We start from the raw sequence: 18053 nt of genomic DNA, 5'->3' as shown, positions 1-18053 counted from the left end.
AGCCGCGCGCCGCTCGATCCGCGGCGCGCGTGTTGCAGGGTGTGACCTGGGTCCGGCTCAGGTTTCGAGCCAGACGTTTTCCGCGAACATGAAGCCCATCAGCCCGGCAAGCGGAATCGAGCCGAGGCCCTTCAGCTTGTTCGTATACGCGTCGAGCGAACTCTGGAACAGAGGAATGCCGATGCCGCCCGTTTCATGCACCAGCACCTGCATGTCGCCGTAGATCTTCTTGCGCTTGGCGTCGTCCGGTTCGCCGCGCGCGGCCACCAGCATCTGGTCGAACTTCGGGCTCTTCCAGTTCGCTTCGTTCCACGGTGCGTCCGACTTGAAGAACTGCGTGAAAATCACGTCGGCGCTCGGCCGCGCGTTGATGTTGCCGAAACCCAGCGGATGCTTCATCCAGTGGTTCGACCAATAGCCGTCGGCCGGCACGCGCGAGACCTGCAGATTCAAGCCGGCTTGCGGCGCGACCTGCTGAAGGAACATCGCCATTTCAACCGAGCCTTCCGCGGCCGGCGACGCGAAGATCTGGATCGGCGCGCTGCCGACCTTGGCCTTCTGGAAATGGAACTTCGCCTTGTCCGGATCGAAGGCGCGCTGCGGCAAGCCGGCCAGGTAGTACTTGTTGGTCGGATCGATCGGCTGGTCGTTGCCGATCGTGCCGTAACCCTGGAAGATCGCGCGGCGCATCTGCTCGCGGTCCTGCAGGTACATCATGCCGCGCCGGAAATCGTCGTTGCCGGTCAGGCCGCCTTCGTCGCGCACGATCAGGTCGGTGTACAAGCCGGTCTTCGTCTCCAGCACGGAGAAGCCGCCGGCGCCCTTGATCTGCGCGGTCGAACGCGGGCTCACCGCGTTGATCAGTTGCACGTCGCCGGAAAGCAGCGCGTTCACGCGCGCCGATTCGTCGCCGATGCCGATCAGTTCGACCTCGTCGAGATGCGGCATGCCCGGCTTCCAGTACTTCTCGTTTTTCACACCGACGGTGCGCACGCCCGGCGAGAATTCCTTGAGCTTGAACGGGCCCGTGCCGACCGCCGTTTTGAAATCCTTGGTGCCGTCCTTGATGATCTGGAAATGCGAGGTGGCGAGAATCACCGGCAGATCGGCGTTCGGGCCGTCCAGCGTGATGGTCACTTCATTCGGGCCGGTCGCCTTCACTTCCTTGATCTGGTCGGCCAGTGTCTTCGCTTTCGAAGCGGTCGCCGGATCCTTGTGGCGCATGATCGAGTACACCACGTCGGCCGGGGCGAGCGCTTTGCCGTCGTGGAACTGCACGCCGTTGCGCAGCTTGACGACCCACACGGTCGCGTCTTTCGTATCGAGCGAGGTCGCCAGCGACATCTTCGCGCCCAGATGCGGGTCGAGCTCGGTCAGGCAGTTGTAGAACATGAAGCCACGAACGTAATCGGTGCCGAGCGCACCCTTCGCGGGATCGAGCGTATCGGCCGCGGAGGCGGACTGCGTCGCCACGCGGATCTTGCCGCCCTGCTTCGGCTTGGCTTGCGCCAGGGCCTCGGCGCTCGCGGTCAGAAGACCGGCGCCTGTCACTGACATCATCCCGGCTGCGGCCATCGCGCGCAGCACACCGCGCCGCGACGCACCTTTGGCGGTCAACCGCTCCAACTCGCTGCCGAGATGAAGAGCGCCATGTTGCGAGTTTTCCTTATTCATCGAACTTCTCCGCGAGGGTGAGCAATGGGGGTTGAGCAGACTTGGCTGCGTGGTTTTAATTGCCAATCGAACAACGAACGATCAATAAAAAATGTCCTTGATGCGGTAGTACGTGCCCACGAGCGGCAGGAACCAGGGTTTGCCGGTATGGCCGGGAATCGCGGGCCACTCCGACTCGCGCCACGGATTCTGGTCTTCATGGCCGTCCATCACGTCGGCCATCACCTGGCCCATGTGCGTCGACATTTGCGTGCCGTGACCGCTGTAGCCCATAGAAAAATAGATGCCGTCGTGCTGGCCGGCGTGCGGCAAACGGTCGGCGCTCATATCCACCAGACCGCCCCAGCAATAGTCGATGCGCGCGCTCGCGAGCATCGGGAACATCGCGGCGAGGCCTTCCTGCAGGATGCGTCCGCTCTTCGCATCGGACGGCCGCTCGGACGCCGTGAAGCGCGCGCGGCCGCCGAACAGCAAACGCGAATCGGGCGTCACGCGGAAGTAGTTGTGCATCAAACGCGTAGTGGTATACGCGCGCCGGTTCGGAAACACTTGCGCCAGTAACTCCGGCGACACGGGCTCCGTCACGACGATGAACGAACCGACCGGCGCGAGACGCCGCCGATACCAACCAAACGGACCATGCCGCGACGGGCCGGTCGCGATCAGCACCTGCTTCGCGCGCACTTCGCCGCGCGCCGTGGTGATGCGAAAGCCGCCGCCGTCTTTCACGATGGCGGTGACCGCCGCGTTCTCATACAACTTGGCGCCGCGGCGCACCGCGGCCTCGGCGAGACCGACGGTGAACTTGCCCATATGCATCTGGCCGCCGTGCCGTTGCAGCAATCCGCCGTAAAAACTGTCGGACTGGATTTCGCTGCGGATGCGGCTGCGGTCGATCAGTTCGATATCCGTATCGACTTCACGGCGGATTGCCTCCGCCGTCTTCTCCAGATGCGCAAAGTGATGCGGCTTGGAGGCCAGCTTCAGCTTGCCGGTCGCAATGTAATTGCAGTCGATGTTTTCCTCGCGGATCAACCGCTCGACCGTGTCGACCGCATCCGAAAACGCGCGGTAGCACGCGCTCGCGCGCTCCACACCGAGTTGCGCGACCAGCGCGACGAAATCCTGCGCGACCCCGGTATTGACCTGTCCGCCGTTGCGCCCGGACGCGCCGCCGCCGATGCGGCCCGCGTCGAGCACGGTCACCGCGGCGCCGCGCTTACCCAACGCTTGCGCCGCCGACAGTCCGGTGAAGCCGCCGCCGATCACCACCACATCGGTCTGGCCGTCGACCGGACCCTCGCACGCCGACAGCAGTGGCGGCGCGGTGTCGAGCCAGTAGGAATCGAGCTTCATCCGGTCTGTCCTTGAGATGGGCAATGAGCGAGGCGGCAGGCAGTCTTTGGCGCGTGAAAAAAACGGCGCTTACAGGCCGAGTTCCGAAGCCAGATGCGGAATGTCGTTGACCTCGTAGTACTGGTAGTACGGCGTCGACGGTTCGTGGCCGCGCTTGACGAACACCTTGTGCTTGATGCCCAGGTCGTGCGCGGTCATCAGGTCGTAGCGCAGGCTCGACGACACGTGCAGCACGTCTTCCGGATTGCAGTTGAGCTGATCGAACATGTATTCGAAGCCTTGCATGCGCGGCTTGTACGACTGCGCCTGCTCCGCCGTGAAGACCTTATGGAACGGCGCGCCGAGCTTGTCGACATTGCTCTGGATCTGGTTGTTCGAAGCGTTCGAGAGAATCACCAGCTTGTACTTCTTCGCCAGACGAGCGACGCCTTCCGGCACGTCCGGATGCGGACCCCACGTCGGGACTGCGTCATAGATGCTCTGGGCGCCCGCTTCGTTGAATTCGACGTTCATGCGCTTGCAGGCACGGCGTAGCGCATTGACCACCACCTCGCGGTACGGCTTCCACGCACCGAGCACTTCATCGCGACGATAGCCCGAGTAAAACGCGATGAGCTTTTCCAGGTCTTCGCCGTTCAACAAGTGGCCGTACTGTTCGCGCGTCATGTCGGCCATGTGGAATTTCGTCAGCGTGCCGTAGCAGTCGAAGGTGATGTATTTCGGTTCGAATTCGATCATGGTGCAGTCCTATCGTGATGGTGAACTCGCTGTCGGAGCTCATTGGCGAAAACAGGCAAAAGCTCATTCCTGTTAAAGATTCAATCAGCGCAAAAACATAGATGTTCCTGATTAGGGCATGGCTGGTGACACAAACCAGGCGTTTTGAGGCCGCGGACAGCACAGAATGCGGTGATCGGCCTGAAAGCCTTGCCCATGATGGGTTTGCGGCCGGCATGCCAGGCGGATGACACGCGATCAGGCGCGCAGGTCGATCAAGACGCTCTTGAAACGCAGGTTGGCCTCGTAGGCCTGGCGGCCCAGGTCCTTGCCGATGCCGGAACGCTTGAAGCCGCCCGTGGGAATCATGAAGTCCGAGGTGCGGCCATAACGGTTGACCCACACCGTGCCCGCTTCGAGTCCACGCACGAAACGCAGCGCCCGGCCGAGGTCGGCGGTATGCACACCAGCCGCGAGGCCGTACTCGGGATGCTGCGCGAGCGCGAGCGCTTCTTCTTCGGTATCGAAGGTTTGCAGCGTCAGCACCGGGCCGAAGACTTCTTCGCGTACCGCTTCGGAGTGCGCCGTGACGTCCGTCAGCAAGGTCGGGCTGTAGAACGCGCCGTCCGCGCCGCCGTCGGCCCGGACGCCGCCGTAGCGCAGCGTCGCGCCGGCTTCCAGCGTGCGTCCCACGATCCCTTCGATGCGCGCCGCCTGCGGCGCCGAGATGATGGGCGAAAGCGTGGTGCCGGCGGCCCACGTCGCGCCGGGCTTCAGCTCGGCGAAGATCTTGCCGATGCGCTCGGCAAGCGGCTCGGCGAGACTTCGCTCGACGAGCAGACGCGAGCCCGCCACGCACACTTGCCCCGCGTTGCCCGTGATCGCGCCGGCGATGCGGCGCGCCACGTCGTCCAGACGCGGCGCGTCGGCGAAAACGATTTGCGGGCTCTTGCCGCCCAGTTCGAGCGTGACCGGCTTGGTGCCGCTGTTCGCACACGCAGCCATGATCGACGCGCCGGTGCGCGTGGAACCCGTGAAAGTGACCTTGCTGATCTTCGGATGACGCACCAGTTCGTCGCCGGTCACGCGCCCATCGCCCTGAATCACGTTGAAGATGCCCGCGGGCACGCCCGCCTGCACCGCCAGTTCGGCGAGCCGCAGGACCGAGAACGGCGTCATCTCCGAAGGCTTCAGCACCACCGCATTGCCCGCCGCCAGCGCGGGCGCGATCTTCCACGAGGCCATGACCAGCGGGAAACTCCATGGTGCGATCGCGCCGATCACGCCGTACGGCTCGGCGATCGTCATGCCGAGATGATCGTGATCCGTGGCCGCGACGTCGCCGCCCAGCTTGTCGGCGAACTCGGCGTAAAAGCGAATGCCCTCGGCGGTGAACGGCACGTCCCAACCGATTGCCTGCGCAATCGGGCGCGTCGAGCCGAGCGCTTCCAGCCGGCCGAGCATCGGCGCATCGGCTTCGACCAGCTCGGCGAAGCGGCGCAGGATCTTCGCGCGCTCACGCGGCGCCATGCGCGCCCAGCCACTGTGCTTGAAAGCCAGCCACGCGTTCTCGACCGCGCGGTCCACCATGCCGGCATCGGCGAGCGGCACCGACGCGTACACCACGCCGTCCGACGGCCGCGCCACCTCGATGCGGCGCTCGCCCGCCTCTACATCTACATATTCACCGCCGATGTAATGGCCGCTGCGAATCGCGACGTCGTCCGGATTGAAGCTGTCCATGAGCAAGGTTTCCTGTGTGACTGGCTGGTGGTCCGTGCGGTGCGTTTCGTGAACGCCGCCGCCATGACAAAATCGTAGAGCCGCGGGCGTGGCATATGTCGCCGACAAAAATCGCCACGCAGCAGAACTCACCTGTAATGCGCGCCCAGACCTGGCGTTTTGCATCGAATTTGAACGGGGCTCTTTCCGGGGCCCGCGATAAAAAGATCGTCCTAGTCACACCGCGCACCGGATGACACAGTGACGGCGTAAGCCTTCAGTCAATCAGGGAGTACGGCGTGTCCGATTCGATTACCTATAGACGCTTCACCCTCGACGACATCGCCGCCGCGCACGCGTTGACGGTCGAACTCAAATGGCCGCATCGCGCGGACGACTGGAGATTCGTCGCGCAGCTGGGCGTGGGTTTCGTCGCGGAAGACGCGAGCGGCGTGATCGGCACCGCCCTGTGCTGGAAATACGGCGCCGAGCGCGCCTCGCTCGGCATGGTGATCGTGTCGCCGGCAAGCCAGGGGCGCGGTATCGGCAGAAAGCTGATGGACCTGGTGCTGGACGAACTGGGCGGCCGCGTCACGTTCCTGCACGCCACCACCGCCGGCCAGCCGCTCTATGAAAAGCTCGGCTTTCGCGCGGCCGGCACGCTCGACCAGCATCAGGGCGCGGCGTTCCAGCCGCCGCTCGTGTCGCTGCCGCCGGGCGAGCGATTGCGCCCGCTCGGTTCGAGCGACACCGCGCGGCTGGTCGAACTCGCGTCGCGGGCCAGCGGTCTGGATCGCGGCGAAGTCCTGCCCGCGCTGCTCGGCACCGCCGACGGCATTGCGCTCGATCGCGACGGCGAACTGATCGGCTTCGCACTGTTTCGCCGCTTCGGACGCGGCTTCGCGATCGGTCCAGTGGTCGCGCCCGCCTCCGAGGATTCGAGCCGCGCCAAGGCGCTCATCAGTCACTGGCTGGCGCTGAATGAAGGCGTGTTCGTGCGTATCGATACACCCGGCGATAGCGGTCTGACGGAGTGGCTGGAACAGTTGGGCTTGCCGCGCGTGGACACGGTCGTCAAAATGGTCCGCCCCGCCACGCCGGGCGAGCCCGCGAGCGGCGCACAGGACGCGCATTACCTGCAATACGGCATCATCAACCAGGCAATCTGCTGACCATCATGGCCTTCCTCTATAAAGCCGACCCGGCGCGCGGCGCCCAGTGGGCGAAACTCTTCGCGCAGAAGGCGCCGGAGTTGCCGTTTCATATCTGGCCCGATCTTGGCGACCCGGCCGCGATCCGTTATCTCGCCGCCTGGCAGCCGCCGGAAGATCCGACGCGCACCTTCCCTAATCTGGAAGTCGTGTTCTCGGTCGGTGCGGGCATCGACCAGTTCGATCTGTCGGGCGTGCCGGAGCATGTGCCGGTCGTTCGCATGATCGAGCCGGGGATCGTCGAAGGCATGGTCGAGTACGTCACGCAAGCCGTGTTGACGATTCATCGCGATCTGTTCGACTACGGTCTTCAGCAACAGCAGCAGGTCTGGCGCGAGCTGCCGCTCAAGCCAGCCAGCCAGCGCCGCGTCGGCGTGCTCGGGCTTGGCGTGTTGGGCACGGCCGTGCTGGAAAGGTTGTGCCTGTTCGGCTTCGACTGTGCGGGATGGAGCCGCTCAGGTCGCGAGATCGAAGGCGTGGCGTGTTATGCGGGTGAAGGCGCACTGGATGCGTTTCTCGCGCGCACCGATATTCTGATCTGCTTGTTGCCGCTCACGCCTGCCACGCGCGGGCTGCTCGACGCGCAGTTGTTCGCGAAGCTGCCGCGCGGCGCGTCGCTGATTCAAACGGGCCGCGGTCCGCATCTGAATCAGCAGGACCTGCTGGCGGCGCTCAAGAGCGGCCAGTTGCAGAACGCCATTCTCGACGTCACCGATCCCGAGCCATTGCCCGCTGGGCATGCGCTGTGGACGCATCCACGCGTGCGCATCACGCCGCATATCGCCAGCGCGACGCGGCCCGAAACCGCCGTCGAGGTGGTGCTGGACAATCTGCGCCGCCATCGCGAAGGCTTGCCGATGGTCGGCCAGATCGACCGCGCGCAAGGCTATTGAGGGCAGCACCGCATGAAACGCCCGCGCGGCGCCGCTATTCAGCGTCCGCAGCAGAAAATGCCAAGACCGCGCATCAAAACGCGTCGTGCGCGCTTTTCAGGCAATTGTTTAGGTGAGCAGGCGATCGTCGCTGATCAGTAGTATGGAACGGTCAACAGCCCCTTCCCGCGACGAGAAACCATCATGCCGATTCAATCGCTAATTGAAGCCGACCGCAAGCATCTGATTCATCCGGTCATCAACTACCGCGTGCACGAAGCACGCGGCGTCACCGTCCTCGAGTCCGCCAGCGGCGCATTTCTGCGCGACGCGGCCGGCAACGAACTGCTCGACGCGTTTTCCGGACTCTGGTGCGTGAACGTCGGCTACGGCCAGCAGAGCATCGTCGATGCCGCCACCGCGCAGATGCAGAAGCTGCCCTACGCGACCGGCTACTTCCATTTCGGCTCGGAGCCCGCCATCGAACTCGCGCAAAAGCTGGTCGAGGTGTCGCCCGCTTCGCTGCAACACGTGTACTTCACGCTCGGCGGCTCTGACGCGGTGGACTCGGCACTGCGTTTCATCACGCATTACTTCAACGCCACAGGGCGTCCGTCCAAGAAGCACATCATCGCGCTGCAACGCGGCTACCACGGCTCGTCGACGACCGGCGCCGGCCTCACCGCCCTGCCCGCGTTCCACCGCAACTTCGATCTGCCGCTGCCGAACCAGCATCATCTGCCGTCGCCGTACGCGTACCGCGGCGATTTCGCCGACGACACCGCGCTGATCGCCGCCTCGGTGGCCGCGCTCGAAGCGAAGGTGGCCGAACTCGGCGCTGAGAACGTCGCCGCGTTCTTCTGCGAACCGATTCAGGGCTCGGGCGGTGTGATCGTGCCGCCGGTCGGCTGGCTCAAGGCGATGCGTGAAAGTTGCCGTAAGCTGGGCATCCTCTTCGTCGCCGATGAAGTCATCACCGGATTCGGCCGTACGGGTCCGCTGTTTGCGTGCCAAGGGGAAAACGTCGAGCCGGATCTGATGACGGTGGCCAAAGGCCTGACCGCGGGCTACGCGCCGATGGGCGCCGTGCTGATGTCGGACGAAATCTATCAGGGCATTGCGAACGGCGACGCTGAAGCGGTGGTCGGTCATGGCCATACGTATTCGGCGCATCCGGTGAGCGCGGCCATTGGTCTCGAAGTGCTGCGCCTGTATCACGAAGGCGGGCTGCTCGCGAACGGCGTGGCGCGCGCGCCGCGTTTCGCGCAAGGCCTCGACGCGCTGCTCGCGCATCCGCTGGTGGGCGACTCGCGCCACCGTGGCCTGCTCGGCGCGCTCGAACTCGTCGCCGACAAGGACAGCAAGGCGGGCTTCGACCCGGCGTTGAAACTGTCCGAACGGATCGCCGCCGCCGCGTATGAAAACCGCCTGATTTTCCGCGCCTTCGGCGACAACATTCTCGGCTTCGCACCGGCGCTCTCGTACACCGAGGCCGAGTTCGATCTGATGTTCGAACGGCTTGAAAAGACCCTCGACGACGTTCTCGCACAAGCCGACGTGCGCGCCGCGTTGAAGGTCAAAACTCATGCCACCGCATGCTAGAGTAGAGGGCCATCCCAGCCCCACACACCGATCGCCGGAGCGACAACGTTACGATGAGCAGCGACTGCAAGCTAGACCGGATTGACCTGCGCATACTTTCCCAATTGCAGAAGAAAGGCCGCATAACCAACGTCGAGCTTGCCGACGCGGTCGGCCTGTCGCCCAGTCCTTGCCTGATCCGGGTCAAGCGTCTGGAGAAAGCCGGCTACATCATCGGCTACGGTGCGCAGATCCAGCTCGAAAAGCTCGGCGACGTGCAGATCGTGTTCACCGAAGTCACGCTCGCCGATCATCGGCGGGAAGACTTCATCAAGTTCGTGAATGCGATTCGCGACGTCGACGAGATTGTCGAGTGCCATCTGGCAAGCGGCGGCTATGACTACCTGCTGAAGTTCGTCACGCGCAGCGTGAGCCATTACCAGAGCATCGTGGAAGGTTTGCTTGAGCGCGATATCGGCATCGAGAAGTACTTCAGCTACGTGATCATCAAGTCGCCGTTCGTGAAGAGCCATTACCCGCTCGAAACGCTGTTCTCGCAGAATCATCACTAGGCGTTGCTTTGTCCTTGATCCGCCGGACCTTGTCGCTCAGGGTTCGGCGTTCAACGTTCCGCCATGTCCGCGCCTGCTGCACCGTCGGCCGGCGGACTCGATTGCGCGAATTCCTCGCTGAGAAAGTCCACGCAGACCCGCACCTTCGCCGATTGCGCGAGCCGCGCCGGATACACCGCCCACAGATTCGCCGGTTGCGTGACCTCGGGCAGCACCTGCTGCAACTGGCCGCTTTCGAGCAGCGGCCGCACGTCCCACATGGAACGCAGCACGATGCCGCGTCCTGCCAGCGCCCACTCCACCGCCACTTCGCCGTGATTGGTCGACAACGGTCCCGTGACCTTGATCGAGACCGCCTCGCCGCGCACCGTCAAACGCCACAGACCGAACGGATGGTCGCGCTCCTTGATGGCGAGACACGCATGCGAGGACAGCTCGGCGAGCTGGCGCGGCGCGCCATGCCGCGCGAGGTAGCCGGGCGACGCGCACAGCACGCGATAGTTCGACGCGAGCCGCCGCGCGATCAGATGCGGCGCGATCTCGTCGCCGATGCGCACATCCAGATCGAAGCCTTCACCGCCCACATCGACGAGACGGTCGAACAGATCGAGCCGCACGCTCAATTGCGGATAGCGCTCGGAAAAGCGCGCGAGCGCGGGAGCGACGAAGCGCCGGCCAAAGCCGAAGCTGCTGGAAATGCGCAGCTTGCCGCCGGGAATGCGGCGCGTGGTGGAGACGTCTTCCACGAGTTGATCGACATCGTCGAGAATCTTTTCGGCCCACGTGTAGACGCGCTCGCCCGCTTCCGTGATCGCGACCCGGCGCGTGGAACGGTGCAATAAACGCGTACCGAGCGTAGTCTCGAGCACGTTGATGCGTTTGCTGACGTACGCCGCGGACACCGACAAGGCCTCCGCCGCCGCGCTGAAACTGGACTTGCGCGCGACTTCGCAAAACACGCGCAAATCGCCGAGATCGGGTGATGGGACGGCGCTCATAGGTTGATGGATGGCAGCGGCGTTTGTACACGAATCGTGCACAGTGGCTTAACTAAAGCGACCATTTTAGTCTCAAACAGCAGGAATAAAATAGCCCTTGTCGAATCATCCAGAAGCCCAACGGAGGAGCACAACATGTCGAAGAAATATCGGATCGCAGTCATTCCCGGCGACGGCATTGGCGTCGAAGTCATGCCCGAAGCCATTCGCGTGCTGGAAGCGGTGAAAACGCGCTTCGGCATCGAGCTGGAGTATCAGCACATTGAATGGGCGAGCTGCGAGTACTACGCGAAGCACGGCAAGATGATGCCGGACGACTGGAAAGCGCAACTGCAATCGGCCGACGCTATCCTGTTCGGCGCGGTGGGCTGGCCCGACACGGTGCCCGACCATATTTCGTTGTGGGGATCGCTGCTGAAGTTCCGCCGCGAATTCGACCAGTACATCAACCTGCGCCCGGCCCGCCTCTTTGCCGGCGTGCCTTCGCCGCTCGCGGGCCGCAAGGCGGGCGACATCGACTTCTGGATCGTGCGTGAAAATACCGAGGGCGAATATTCGTCGGTGGGCGGCGTGATGTTCGAAGGCACGGAGCGCGAATTCGTGCTGCAGGAATCCGTCTTCACGCGGCACGGCAGCGAACGCGTGCTGAAGTTCGCGTTCGATCTCGCGCAACGGCGCGAGCGCAAGAAGATCACGGTGGCCACCAAGAGCAACGGCATTGCGATCAGCATGCCGTGGTGGGACAAATGCGCGGCCGGCGTCGCCGCGCAGTATCCGGACGTGACGTGGGACAAGCAGCACATCGACATTCTCTGTGCGCGCTTCGTGCTGAATCCGGATCGCTTCGACGTGGTGGTGGCCACCAATCTGTTCGGCGATATCCTGTCCGATCTCGGTCCTGCCTGCACGGGCACAATCGGTCTCGCGCCGTCGGGCAACCTGAACCCGGACCGCAAGTTTCCCTCGCTGTTCGAGCCGGTGCACGGCTCGGCGCCGGACATCGCCGGCAAGAACATCGCCAATCCGATCGCGATGATCTGGTCGGCCGCGATGATGCTCGACTTCCTCGGCAATCACGCCGGCAAGGAGCGCGAGGCGCACGACGCGATTCTCGCCGCGATCGAAGCGACGCTGGCGGAAGGCCCGCGTACCGGCGACCTCGGCGGCAAAGCGAACACCACCGAAGTCGGCCAGGCGATCGCGGCAAAGCTCGCCTGAGTCTTTCGCTCACTCTCCGCCAGGACAACTCGCATGAGCATGGAAGCCTACCCCATCGAAGTCGAATTCCCCGATATTTCGCGCCACGAACAATCGGCGTCCGGCATCGCCTACGTCCATACGTTCGACTCGGGCGCGCCGGGTCCGCACGTGATGATCAACGCGCTCACGCACGGCAACGAAGTGTGCGGCGCGATCGTCGTCGACGAATTGCTGCGGCGCGAGTTGCGGCCGCGGCGCGGGCGCCTCACGCTGGCGTTCGCGAACGTCGCTGCGTATCAGCGCTTCGATCCCGCCGAGCCCGATGCGGCCCGCTTCGTCGATCAGGATTTCAATCGCGTGTGGACCGCCGCGGTGCTCGACGACGCGTCGCGCATGTCCAGTGAATTGACGCGTGCGCGCGCAATGCGGCCGGTGATCGACACGGTCGACGCCCTGCTCGATCTGCATTCCATGCACGAGAAGAGCAAACCGTTGATCGTCGCGGGACCGCTGCCAAAAGGCATCGACCTCGCCGTGCGGCTCGGCGCGCCCGCCACCGTGATCTGCGACGAAGGCCATCCGGAAGGCCGCCGCATGCGCGACTACGAAGGCTTCGGCGACCCCGCCAGCGCGAAGAACGCGCTGCTGATCGAATGCGGACAGCATTGGGAACAAAGCGCCGTTGCGGTCGCGCGCGACACCACCGCGCGCTTCCTGTTGCTGGCCGGCGTGGTCGACGAAGCGGATCTGCCGGCGGGCTGGCTCGCGCCGTTGCCGCCCGCGCAGCACATCGTCCGCGTGACGCAGCCGGTGGTGGCCACCAGCATGGATTTTCGATTCGCGGCGCCCTACACGGGGCTGGAGATCTTCGCCGAGGCCGGCGCCGTGATTGGCTGGTCGAACGGCGAGGCGGTCACCACGCCCTACGACAACTGCATGCTCGTCATGCCTTCGCTGCGGCAACTGCGGCCCGGCGTGACCGTCGTACGGCTGGGCAAGATCGAGCAGACCGTGACGAGCACCCAAACCAGCGGCCAATGACACGGCCCGTGCACACTCAAAAGGTAACGAGAAGATGAAGGTACAGCAGCTCAAGCAAAGCGTGAATCTGCAGAATCTGGAGGACTGGGGCAAGGCCGGGCTGCCCGGCACGACGCCGATTCAGGTGTCGGGCGTGCAACGCGTCATCAAGGGCAGCGAATCCATCGATACCGGCATTTTCGAATGCACCGCCGGCACGTACCGCCGCTCGGTCAAGCAGGCCGAGGTGATGCACTTCATCGCGGGGCGCGGCCGCTTCACGCCCGATAACGAGGAAACCATCCACTTCGAGAGCGGCGACACGCTCTTCTTCGAAGCCAATACCGAAGGGCTTTGGGAAGTCGAGGAGACGATGCGCAAGGTCTACGTCATCTTCTGAACGCCGCGTTACACGTCACGCGTTGCATCGGGCGCCGCGCCGCACCATGCGGTGCCTGTCAGGCCGACGCTCCTCTCTCTTCCGAATCCCATCCCCTCCCGGCGCGCCGACGCGCGCCGCGGCCTGCGTGATCGTTCTCGCTGTCCAGCGCCTTTCTTTTTCCAACCGATGTGCATCCGCAACAAAGTCGGGTAATCCCGCGTTGACCCTTCCTTGTCATATTACTTACAGTGCACACTTGTTCGTATAAAGAATCACAGTTCTATATACGAACAACACGCACACAAGAATTTGATGACGACCGGGTCGCCGGGACTGCCGTCGCAGTCGAGGCAGGTCGAATTGGAGAACACCTCTTGAATCGCAATATCACAATGACCCGGCTCGCCTGCGCGATCGCCGCTCTGGCCAGCGCACCGGTTTTCGCGCAAAGCAGCGTGACGCTGTACGGTATCGTGGATACGGGTATCGGCTATCAAAGCAGCCAGGCCCCTTCGCTCGGCTCGACCTCGGGCGGCAAATCGAACGTGAAGATGGTGCAAGGCGTGTGGGCCGGCAGCCGCTTTGGCCTGAAGGGCGCGGAAGACCTCGGCGCCGGCACCAAAGCCATCTTCCAGTTGGAGTCGGGTTTCAATTCCGCCACCGGCGCGCAGCAATATACGAACGCGATGTTCGGCCGCCAGGCATGGGTCGGCGTGACGAACCCGACGTACGGCACGCTGCAGGCCGGCCGCCAGTACACCGCGTACTACTCGCTGCTGTCGCCGTATAGCCCGACCACGTGGCTCACCGGCTTCTACGGCGCACACCCGGGCGACGTCGACGCGCTCGACACGATTTACCGCGCGAACAACTCGCTGGTCTATACCTCGCCGAAACTGTACGGCTTCACGTTCAGCGGCTCGTACTCGCTCGGTGGCGTGCCGGGCAGCCTGAATCGCGGCTCGACGTGGAGCGGCGCGGTGCAGTACATCAACGGCCCGGTCGGCGTCGCGGTCGGCTTCATGCGCATCAACAACTCGACGCTCGGCGGCGGCGCATACGGCGCGGACTCGACCGTCTCGAACAACGGCGCACAGCCGGGCGTGTCAGCCGTGACCAACGGCTATCAGACGGCGCAGGCGCAACAGCGCTTTGCCGTGACCGGCGGCTATAACTTCGGCAATGGCTGGGACGTGTCCGCGGCCTACTCGAATGTGCAGTACATTCCGGGTGTCGGCTCGAGCTTCCGCGATACGGCGATCTTCAACACGGGCGGCGTCGTGCTGCACTGGAAGCCGACCGTTTCGTGGGACTTCGCGACCGGCTACAGCTACACGCGCGCCACCAAGGCGAATGGCATCACGAGTTCGGCGCAGTACCAGCAGGTCAACCTGTCCGAGTACTATGCGTTGTCGAAGCGCACCGGCCTCTATGCGTTGCAGGCATTCCAGCGCACCAACGGCAATACGCTGGGCACCGCCGGTTCGGGCCACATCATCAGCGCGACGGCAACCATCGGCGACGGCTTCCAGAGCGCGCCGTCGTCGTCGCGCAGCCAGTTCGCCGCCGGCGTGGGCATCGTGCACCGCTTCTAAAACGGCGTCCGATCGTATAAAAAGAAAAGGCTCGTACTCACGAGCCTTTCCGTATTCAGCAGTGAGGAGACCATCATGAACCGCAGCACCGCTGTGAACGTTCAGACCTTCATCAACGAGCATCCGTTTTCGCCGTTCCAGTGGCTCGTGTTCTTCATGTGTTTCATCATCGTCCTGCTGGACGGTTTTGACACGGCCGCGATCGGCTTCATTGCGCCTTCACTGATCGCCGAATGGGGCATCACCAGGCCGGCGCTCGCGCCCGTGCTGAGCGCGGCGCTGTTCGGCCTCGCCTGCGGCGCGCTCGGCTCGGGACCGCTGTCCGACCGGCTCGGGCGACGCTCGCTGCTGCTCGGCTCGGTGCTGCTGTTCGGCGTGGCGTGCCTCGGCTCGGCATTCTCGACCAGCATCGAGCAACTGACGACGCTGCGCTTCATCACCGGCGTCGGCCTCGGCGCGGCCATGCCGAACGCCGTGACGATGATGGGCGAATACTGCCCGGATCGCCGCCGTGCGACCTTGATCAACCTGATGTTTTGTGGCTTCCCGCTCGGCGCCGCGTTCGGCGGGTTCCTCGCCGCGTGGATGATTCCGCATTTCGGCTGGCGCAGCGTGCTGCTGCTCGGCGGCATCACGCCGCTTCTGCTCCTGATCTTGCTGGTGATCAAGATGCCGGAATCGGTCCGCTACATGGTGGCCAATAGCCAGCCGGTCGAACGGATTCGCACCGCGCTCGCGCGCATTTCGAGCGAAGCGGCGCAAGCGGGCAGCTTCATCATGACCGAAACCGCGCCGCAGACCGGCGGCAAGGGCATGGCGGTGGTGTTGTCGCGCTCGTACATCATCGGCTCGGTGATGCTGTGGATCGCCTATTTCATGGGCCTCGTGATCTTCTACGCGTCGATCAACTGGATGCCGATCCTGCTGAAGGACGCCGGACTCACGCCGCAGCGCGCGACACTGATTTCCGCGCTGTTCCCGCTTGGCGGCGTGGGCGCGGTGCTGTGCGGCGTGCTGATGGACCGCTTCAACGCGAACCGCATCATCGCGGCCTGCTATGCGTTGACGGCCGTGAGCGTGTATTTCATCGGCCAGGCGGTGGGCAACGTGGGCGCGCTGGTGTTCATCGTGTTCGTCGCCGGCGTGTTGATGAATACCGCGCAATCGTCGATGCCGGCGCTCGCCGCCGCGTTCTATCCGACCGAAGGCCGCGGCACGGGCGTGGCGTGGATGCTCGGCATCGGGCGCTTCGGCGGGATCGCGGGTTCGTTCCTCGTGGCCGAACTGACGCGCCGCCATTTCACGTTCGGGGGCATCTTCGCGATGGTCGCGGTGGCGGGTCTGATTTCTTGCGTGGCCTTGCTGATCAAGCAGGCGGCACGGCCGCATGTGACGAACGTGGGCGCGTCGAAGGCGGAGTCGTTCGGGCATTGAGCGGCCGTGCGCGGGATGATCTAATGGTTGTTTGAAGCCGCCTTTCGAGGCGGCTTTTTCTTTGCTGCCTCGCGTCAGAAAACGCACCCCGGCACTTCCCGATAAACTACGCGGTTGTTGACCCATTCGGTTGCCGCGGTGGTGGATGCCAGCGCTTTCGCACCGTTGCTCATCTAACCACAGGATTCAGGGAATGAAACGCGTAGTCGTATCCGCGCTGCTCGCGGTGTGTCTCGCGCAGCCGGCCGTTCAAGCCGTTGCGCAAACCGTCAGCGACCAATGCTTTGCGATCGGCGACATCGCCGGGCAGGTCGCCTCGTGGCGCGCGCACAAAAAGACCAAGGCGCAAGCACTCGATCAGGCCGCCAAGTACTACAAGGATGCGGCTGACCGGCAAGCGGTCAGCGCCATCATCGAGAAGATCTACAGCCCGGACGCGCCGCACATGACGCCGGATCAGGCGAGCATGATGTTCACGTCGGATTGCGCGAACCGTAATAAGGCGCAGGCGCCCACGCAATAACGGCTGGCTCTAGCCACTAGCGTTTTCGAAACGCGTCCAGCGACGTCAACGCGTTGCCGTGGAAATCAAACAACGTGTTGTTGTCCCACTGATCGCCGGTGCCGACTTTCCATCCGACGTTCGGCGTCGGAATCCATTCGGGCTCCCACCAGAACACGCCTTTGCCGTGGCCGTCCGGTATCGCCTTGACGATGTCCGTCAACGCGCCGAGAAACTGCGCCTGGCCTGCCGGGGTCTGCGGATAAGTCGCGGACCCCACATTGGTCATCGAGTTCGGTTCGGAATCGCCGTCGCTGGTGGTCCACGGGTATGCGGTCTCGACCACCATCACATCCTTGTCGTAGCGCGTCGCGAGGTCGTTCGCATTGTTCTGCAGGTCGCTCAGCGAGCCTTGCCACTGCGGGTAGTAGGACAAGCCGATCACATCGAACGTGACGCCGCGCTGGGTCGCGCTGTCGAACCACCAGCGGCTCGTCGCGTTGTTGCCGCCGCTGTCCACATGCAGCATGACCTTGATGCGTTCATCGACGGATTTGACCGCGTCGTGCCCCGCCTTCAGCAATTGCGCGAGGTTGTCCCACTGATCGTATTTGCCGAGCGGCCATAGCATGCCGCCGGTGATCTCGTTGCCCACTTGCACCCACTCCGGGTGCACGCCGTCGCGCTTGAGCATCTTCAGCACGCTCGACGTGTACTCCGACAGCAATGCGCAGGTCTGCACGATATCCTTGCCGGCCCAGGCGTGTGGCGGATACTGCTTGCCCGGATCGGCCCACCAGTCGCTGTAATGGAAGTCGATCAGCACGCGCATGCCGAGCGCGGCGGCGCGGCGCGCGAGCACACGCACATGCTCGGCATTGTTGTAGCCGGCAGCGGGACTTTGATCGGCCGGGAAAAAGTTCGGACTGCCAGGATCGTTCCAGACCTTGATACGAATCGAATCGACGCCGTGGCTTCTCAGTAGCAGCAGACAGTCGTGCGGTACGCCGTGCTCATAGAATTTCGCACCGTTCGCCTCCAGTTCGAGCAGCGTCGATACGTCCGCGCCTTTTGCAAAGCGACTGCCACGGCCCGAGGCCTGCAGTTCGGCCGCGAGCGCCGGTGCGCCGAGCGTTGCACCGGCGCCGGCTGCCGCCGCCGTCGATGCGAGCCAGCCGAGCATTTCTCTTCTGTTCATCTGTCATCCTCCATCTATT

16 protein-coding genes are annotated in these 18053 nt (G+C 63.9%); 10 read left to right on the top strand and 6 right to left on the bottom strand.

Annotated features, from left to right (window positions below):
- Positions 1-57 precede the first annotated feature (57 nt).
- The 4 genes from B0G74_RS37845 to B0G74_RS37830 all read right to left on the bottom strand — a co-directional run bounded on the left by B0G74_RS37845 (position 58) and on the right by B0G74_RS37830 (position 5490).
- Positions 58-1674 (bottom strand): ABC transporter substrate-binding protein, encoded by a 1617-nt coding sequence (locus B0G74_RS37845; protein ID WP_132381908.1) that lies wholly within the window; start codon positions 1672-1674, stop codon positions 58-60.
- Positions 1675-1755: 81 nt separating this feature from the next.
- Entirely contained in the window at positions 1756-3030 is a 1275-nt protein-coding gene (locus tag B0G74_RS37840) for an FAD-binding oxidoreductase (RefSeq protein WP_132381906.1), read from the bottom strand.
- Positions 3031-3099: 69 nt separating this feature from the next.
- The gene (locus B0G74_RS37835) at positions 3100-3768 is read right to left on the bottom strand and encodes a haloacid dehalogenase type II (RefSeq protein ID WP_132381904.1); all 669 of its coding nucleotides are present in this window, start codon (positions 3766-3768) and stop codon (positions 3100-3102) included.
- A 237-nt stretch (positions 3769-4005) separates the two neighbouring features.
- Positions 4006-5490, bottom strand: coding sequence for an aldehyde dehydrogenase family protein (locus tag B0G74_RS37830; protein ID WP_132381902.1), 1485 nt, complete (start codon positions 5488-5490; stop codon positions 4006-4008).
- Positions 5491-5768: 278 nt separating this feature from the next.
- On the opposite strand from B0G74_RS37830, the gene B0G74_RS37825 reads away from it, so the two are divergent.
- The 4 genes from B0G74_RS37825 to B0G74_RS37810 all read left to right on the top strand — a co-directional run bounded on the left by B0G74_RS37825 (position 5769) and on the right by B0G74_RS37810 (position 9705).
- Positions 5769-6641, top strand: a complete 873-nt coding sequence (locus B0G74_RS37825) for a GNAT family N-acetyltransferase (RefSeq protein ID WP_132381900.1) — start codon at positions 5769-5771, stop codon at positions 6639-6641.
- Positions 6642-6646: 5 nt separating this feature from the next.
- Entirely contained in the window at positions 6647-7573 is a 927-nt protein-coding gene (locus B0G74_RS37820; protein WP_132381898.1) for a glyoxylate/hydroxypyruvate reductase A, read from the top strand.
- Positions 7574-7756: 183 nt separating this feature from the next.
- The gene (locus tag B0G74_RS37815) at positions 7757-9154 is read left to right on the top strand and encodes an aspartate aminotransferase family protein (RefSeq protein WP_132381896.1); all 1398 of its coding nucleotides are present in this window, start codon (positions 7757-7759) and stop codon (positions 9152-9154) included.
- 53 nt (positions 9155-9207) lie between these two features.
- The gene (locus B0G74_RS37810; RefSeq protein ID WP_011491802.1) at positions 9208-9705 is read left to right on the top strand and encodes a winged helix-turn-helix transcriptional regulator; all 498 of its coding nucleotides are present in this window, start codon (positions 9208-9210) and stop codon (positions 9703-9705) included.
- Between the two features lie 50 nt (positions 9706-9755).
- On the opposite strand, the gene B0G74_RS37805 is transcribed toward B0G74_RS37810, so the two are convergent.
- Entirely contained in the window at positions 9756-10703 is a 948-nt protein-coding gene (locus tag B0G74_RS37805; RefSeq protein WP_132381894.1) for a LysR substrate-binding domain-containing protein, read from the bottom strand.
- A gap of 135 nt (positions 10704-10838) precedes the next feature.
- Between B0G74_RS37805 and B0G74_RS37800 the strand changes: the two genes are divergently transcribed.
- From B0G74_RS37800 to B0G74_RS37775, 6 genes are all read left to right on the top strand, one after another.
- Positions 10839-11921 carry a tartrate dehydrogenase gene (locus B0G74_RS37800; RefSeq protein ID WP_132381892.1) on the top strand — a complete coding sequence of 361 codons (1083 nt, stop codon included), beginning with the start codon at positions 10839-10841 and terminating at the stop codon, positions 11919-11921.
- Between the two features lie 33 nt (positions 11922-11954).
- Positions 11955-12944 (top strand): succinylglutamate desuccinylase/aspartoacylase family protein, encoded by a 990-nt coding sequence (locus tag B0G74_RS37795; protein ID WP_132381890.1) that lies wholly within the window; start codon positions 11955-11957, stop codon positions 12942-12944.
- A gap of 34 nt (positions 12945-12978) precedes the next feature.
- Positions 12979-13323 (top strand): cupin domain-containing protein, encoded by a 345-nt coding sequence (locus tag B0G74_RS37790; protein WP_132381888.1) that lies wholly within the window; start codon positions 12979-12981, stop codon positions 13321-13323.
- Between the two features lie 374 nt (positions 13324-13697).
- Positions 13698-14900, top strand: coding sequence for a porin (locus tag B0G74_RS37785; protein ID WP_132383248.1), 1203 nt, complete (start codon positions 13698-13700; stop codon positions 14898-14900).
- 75 nt (positions 14901-14975) lie between these two features.
- Entirely contained in the window at positions 14976-16334 is a 1359-nt protein-coding gene (locus B0G74_RS37780) for an MFS transporter (RefSeq protein ID WP_132381886.1), read from the top strand.
- A gap of 193 nt (positions 16335-16527) precedes the next feature.
- Complete coding sequence (locus B0G74_RS37775) at positions 16528-16857, top strand: hypothetical protein (protein ID WP_132381884.1); 330 nt, start codon at positions 16528-16530, stop codon at positions 16855-16857.
- Positions 16858-16873: 16 nt separating this feature from the next.
- On the opposite strand, the gene B0G74_RS37770 is transcribed toward B0G74_RS37775, so the two are convergent.
- Entirely contained in the window at positions 16874-18034 is a 1161-nt protein-coding gene (locus B0G74_RS37770) for an arabinogalactan endo-1,4-beta-galactosidase (RefSeq protein WP_132381882.1), read from the bottom strand.
- Between the last annotated feature and the right edge of the window lie 19 nt (positions 18035-18053).

It is taken from the genome of Paraburkholderia sp. BL9I2N2 (assembly GCF_004339745.1).
GTDB lineage: Bacteria > Pseudomonadota > Gammaproteobacteria > Burkholderiales > Burkholderiaceae > Paraburkholderia.
Note: the sequence above shows the minus strand (reverse complement) of the source record. Positions and strands in the feature narration are given on the sequence as shown.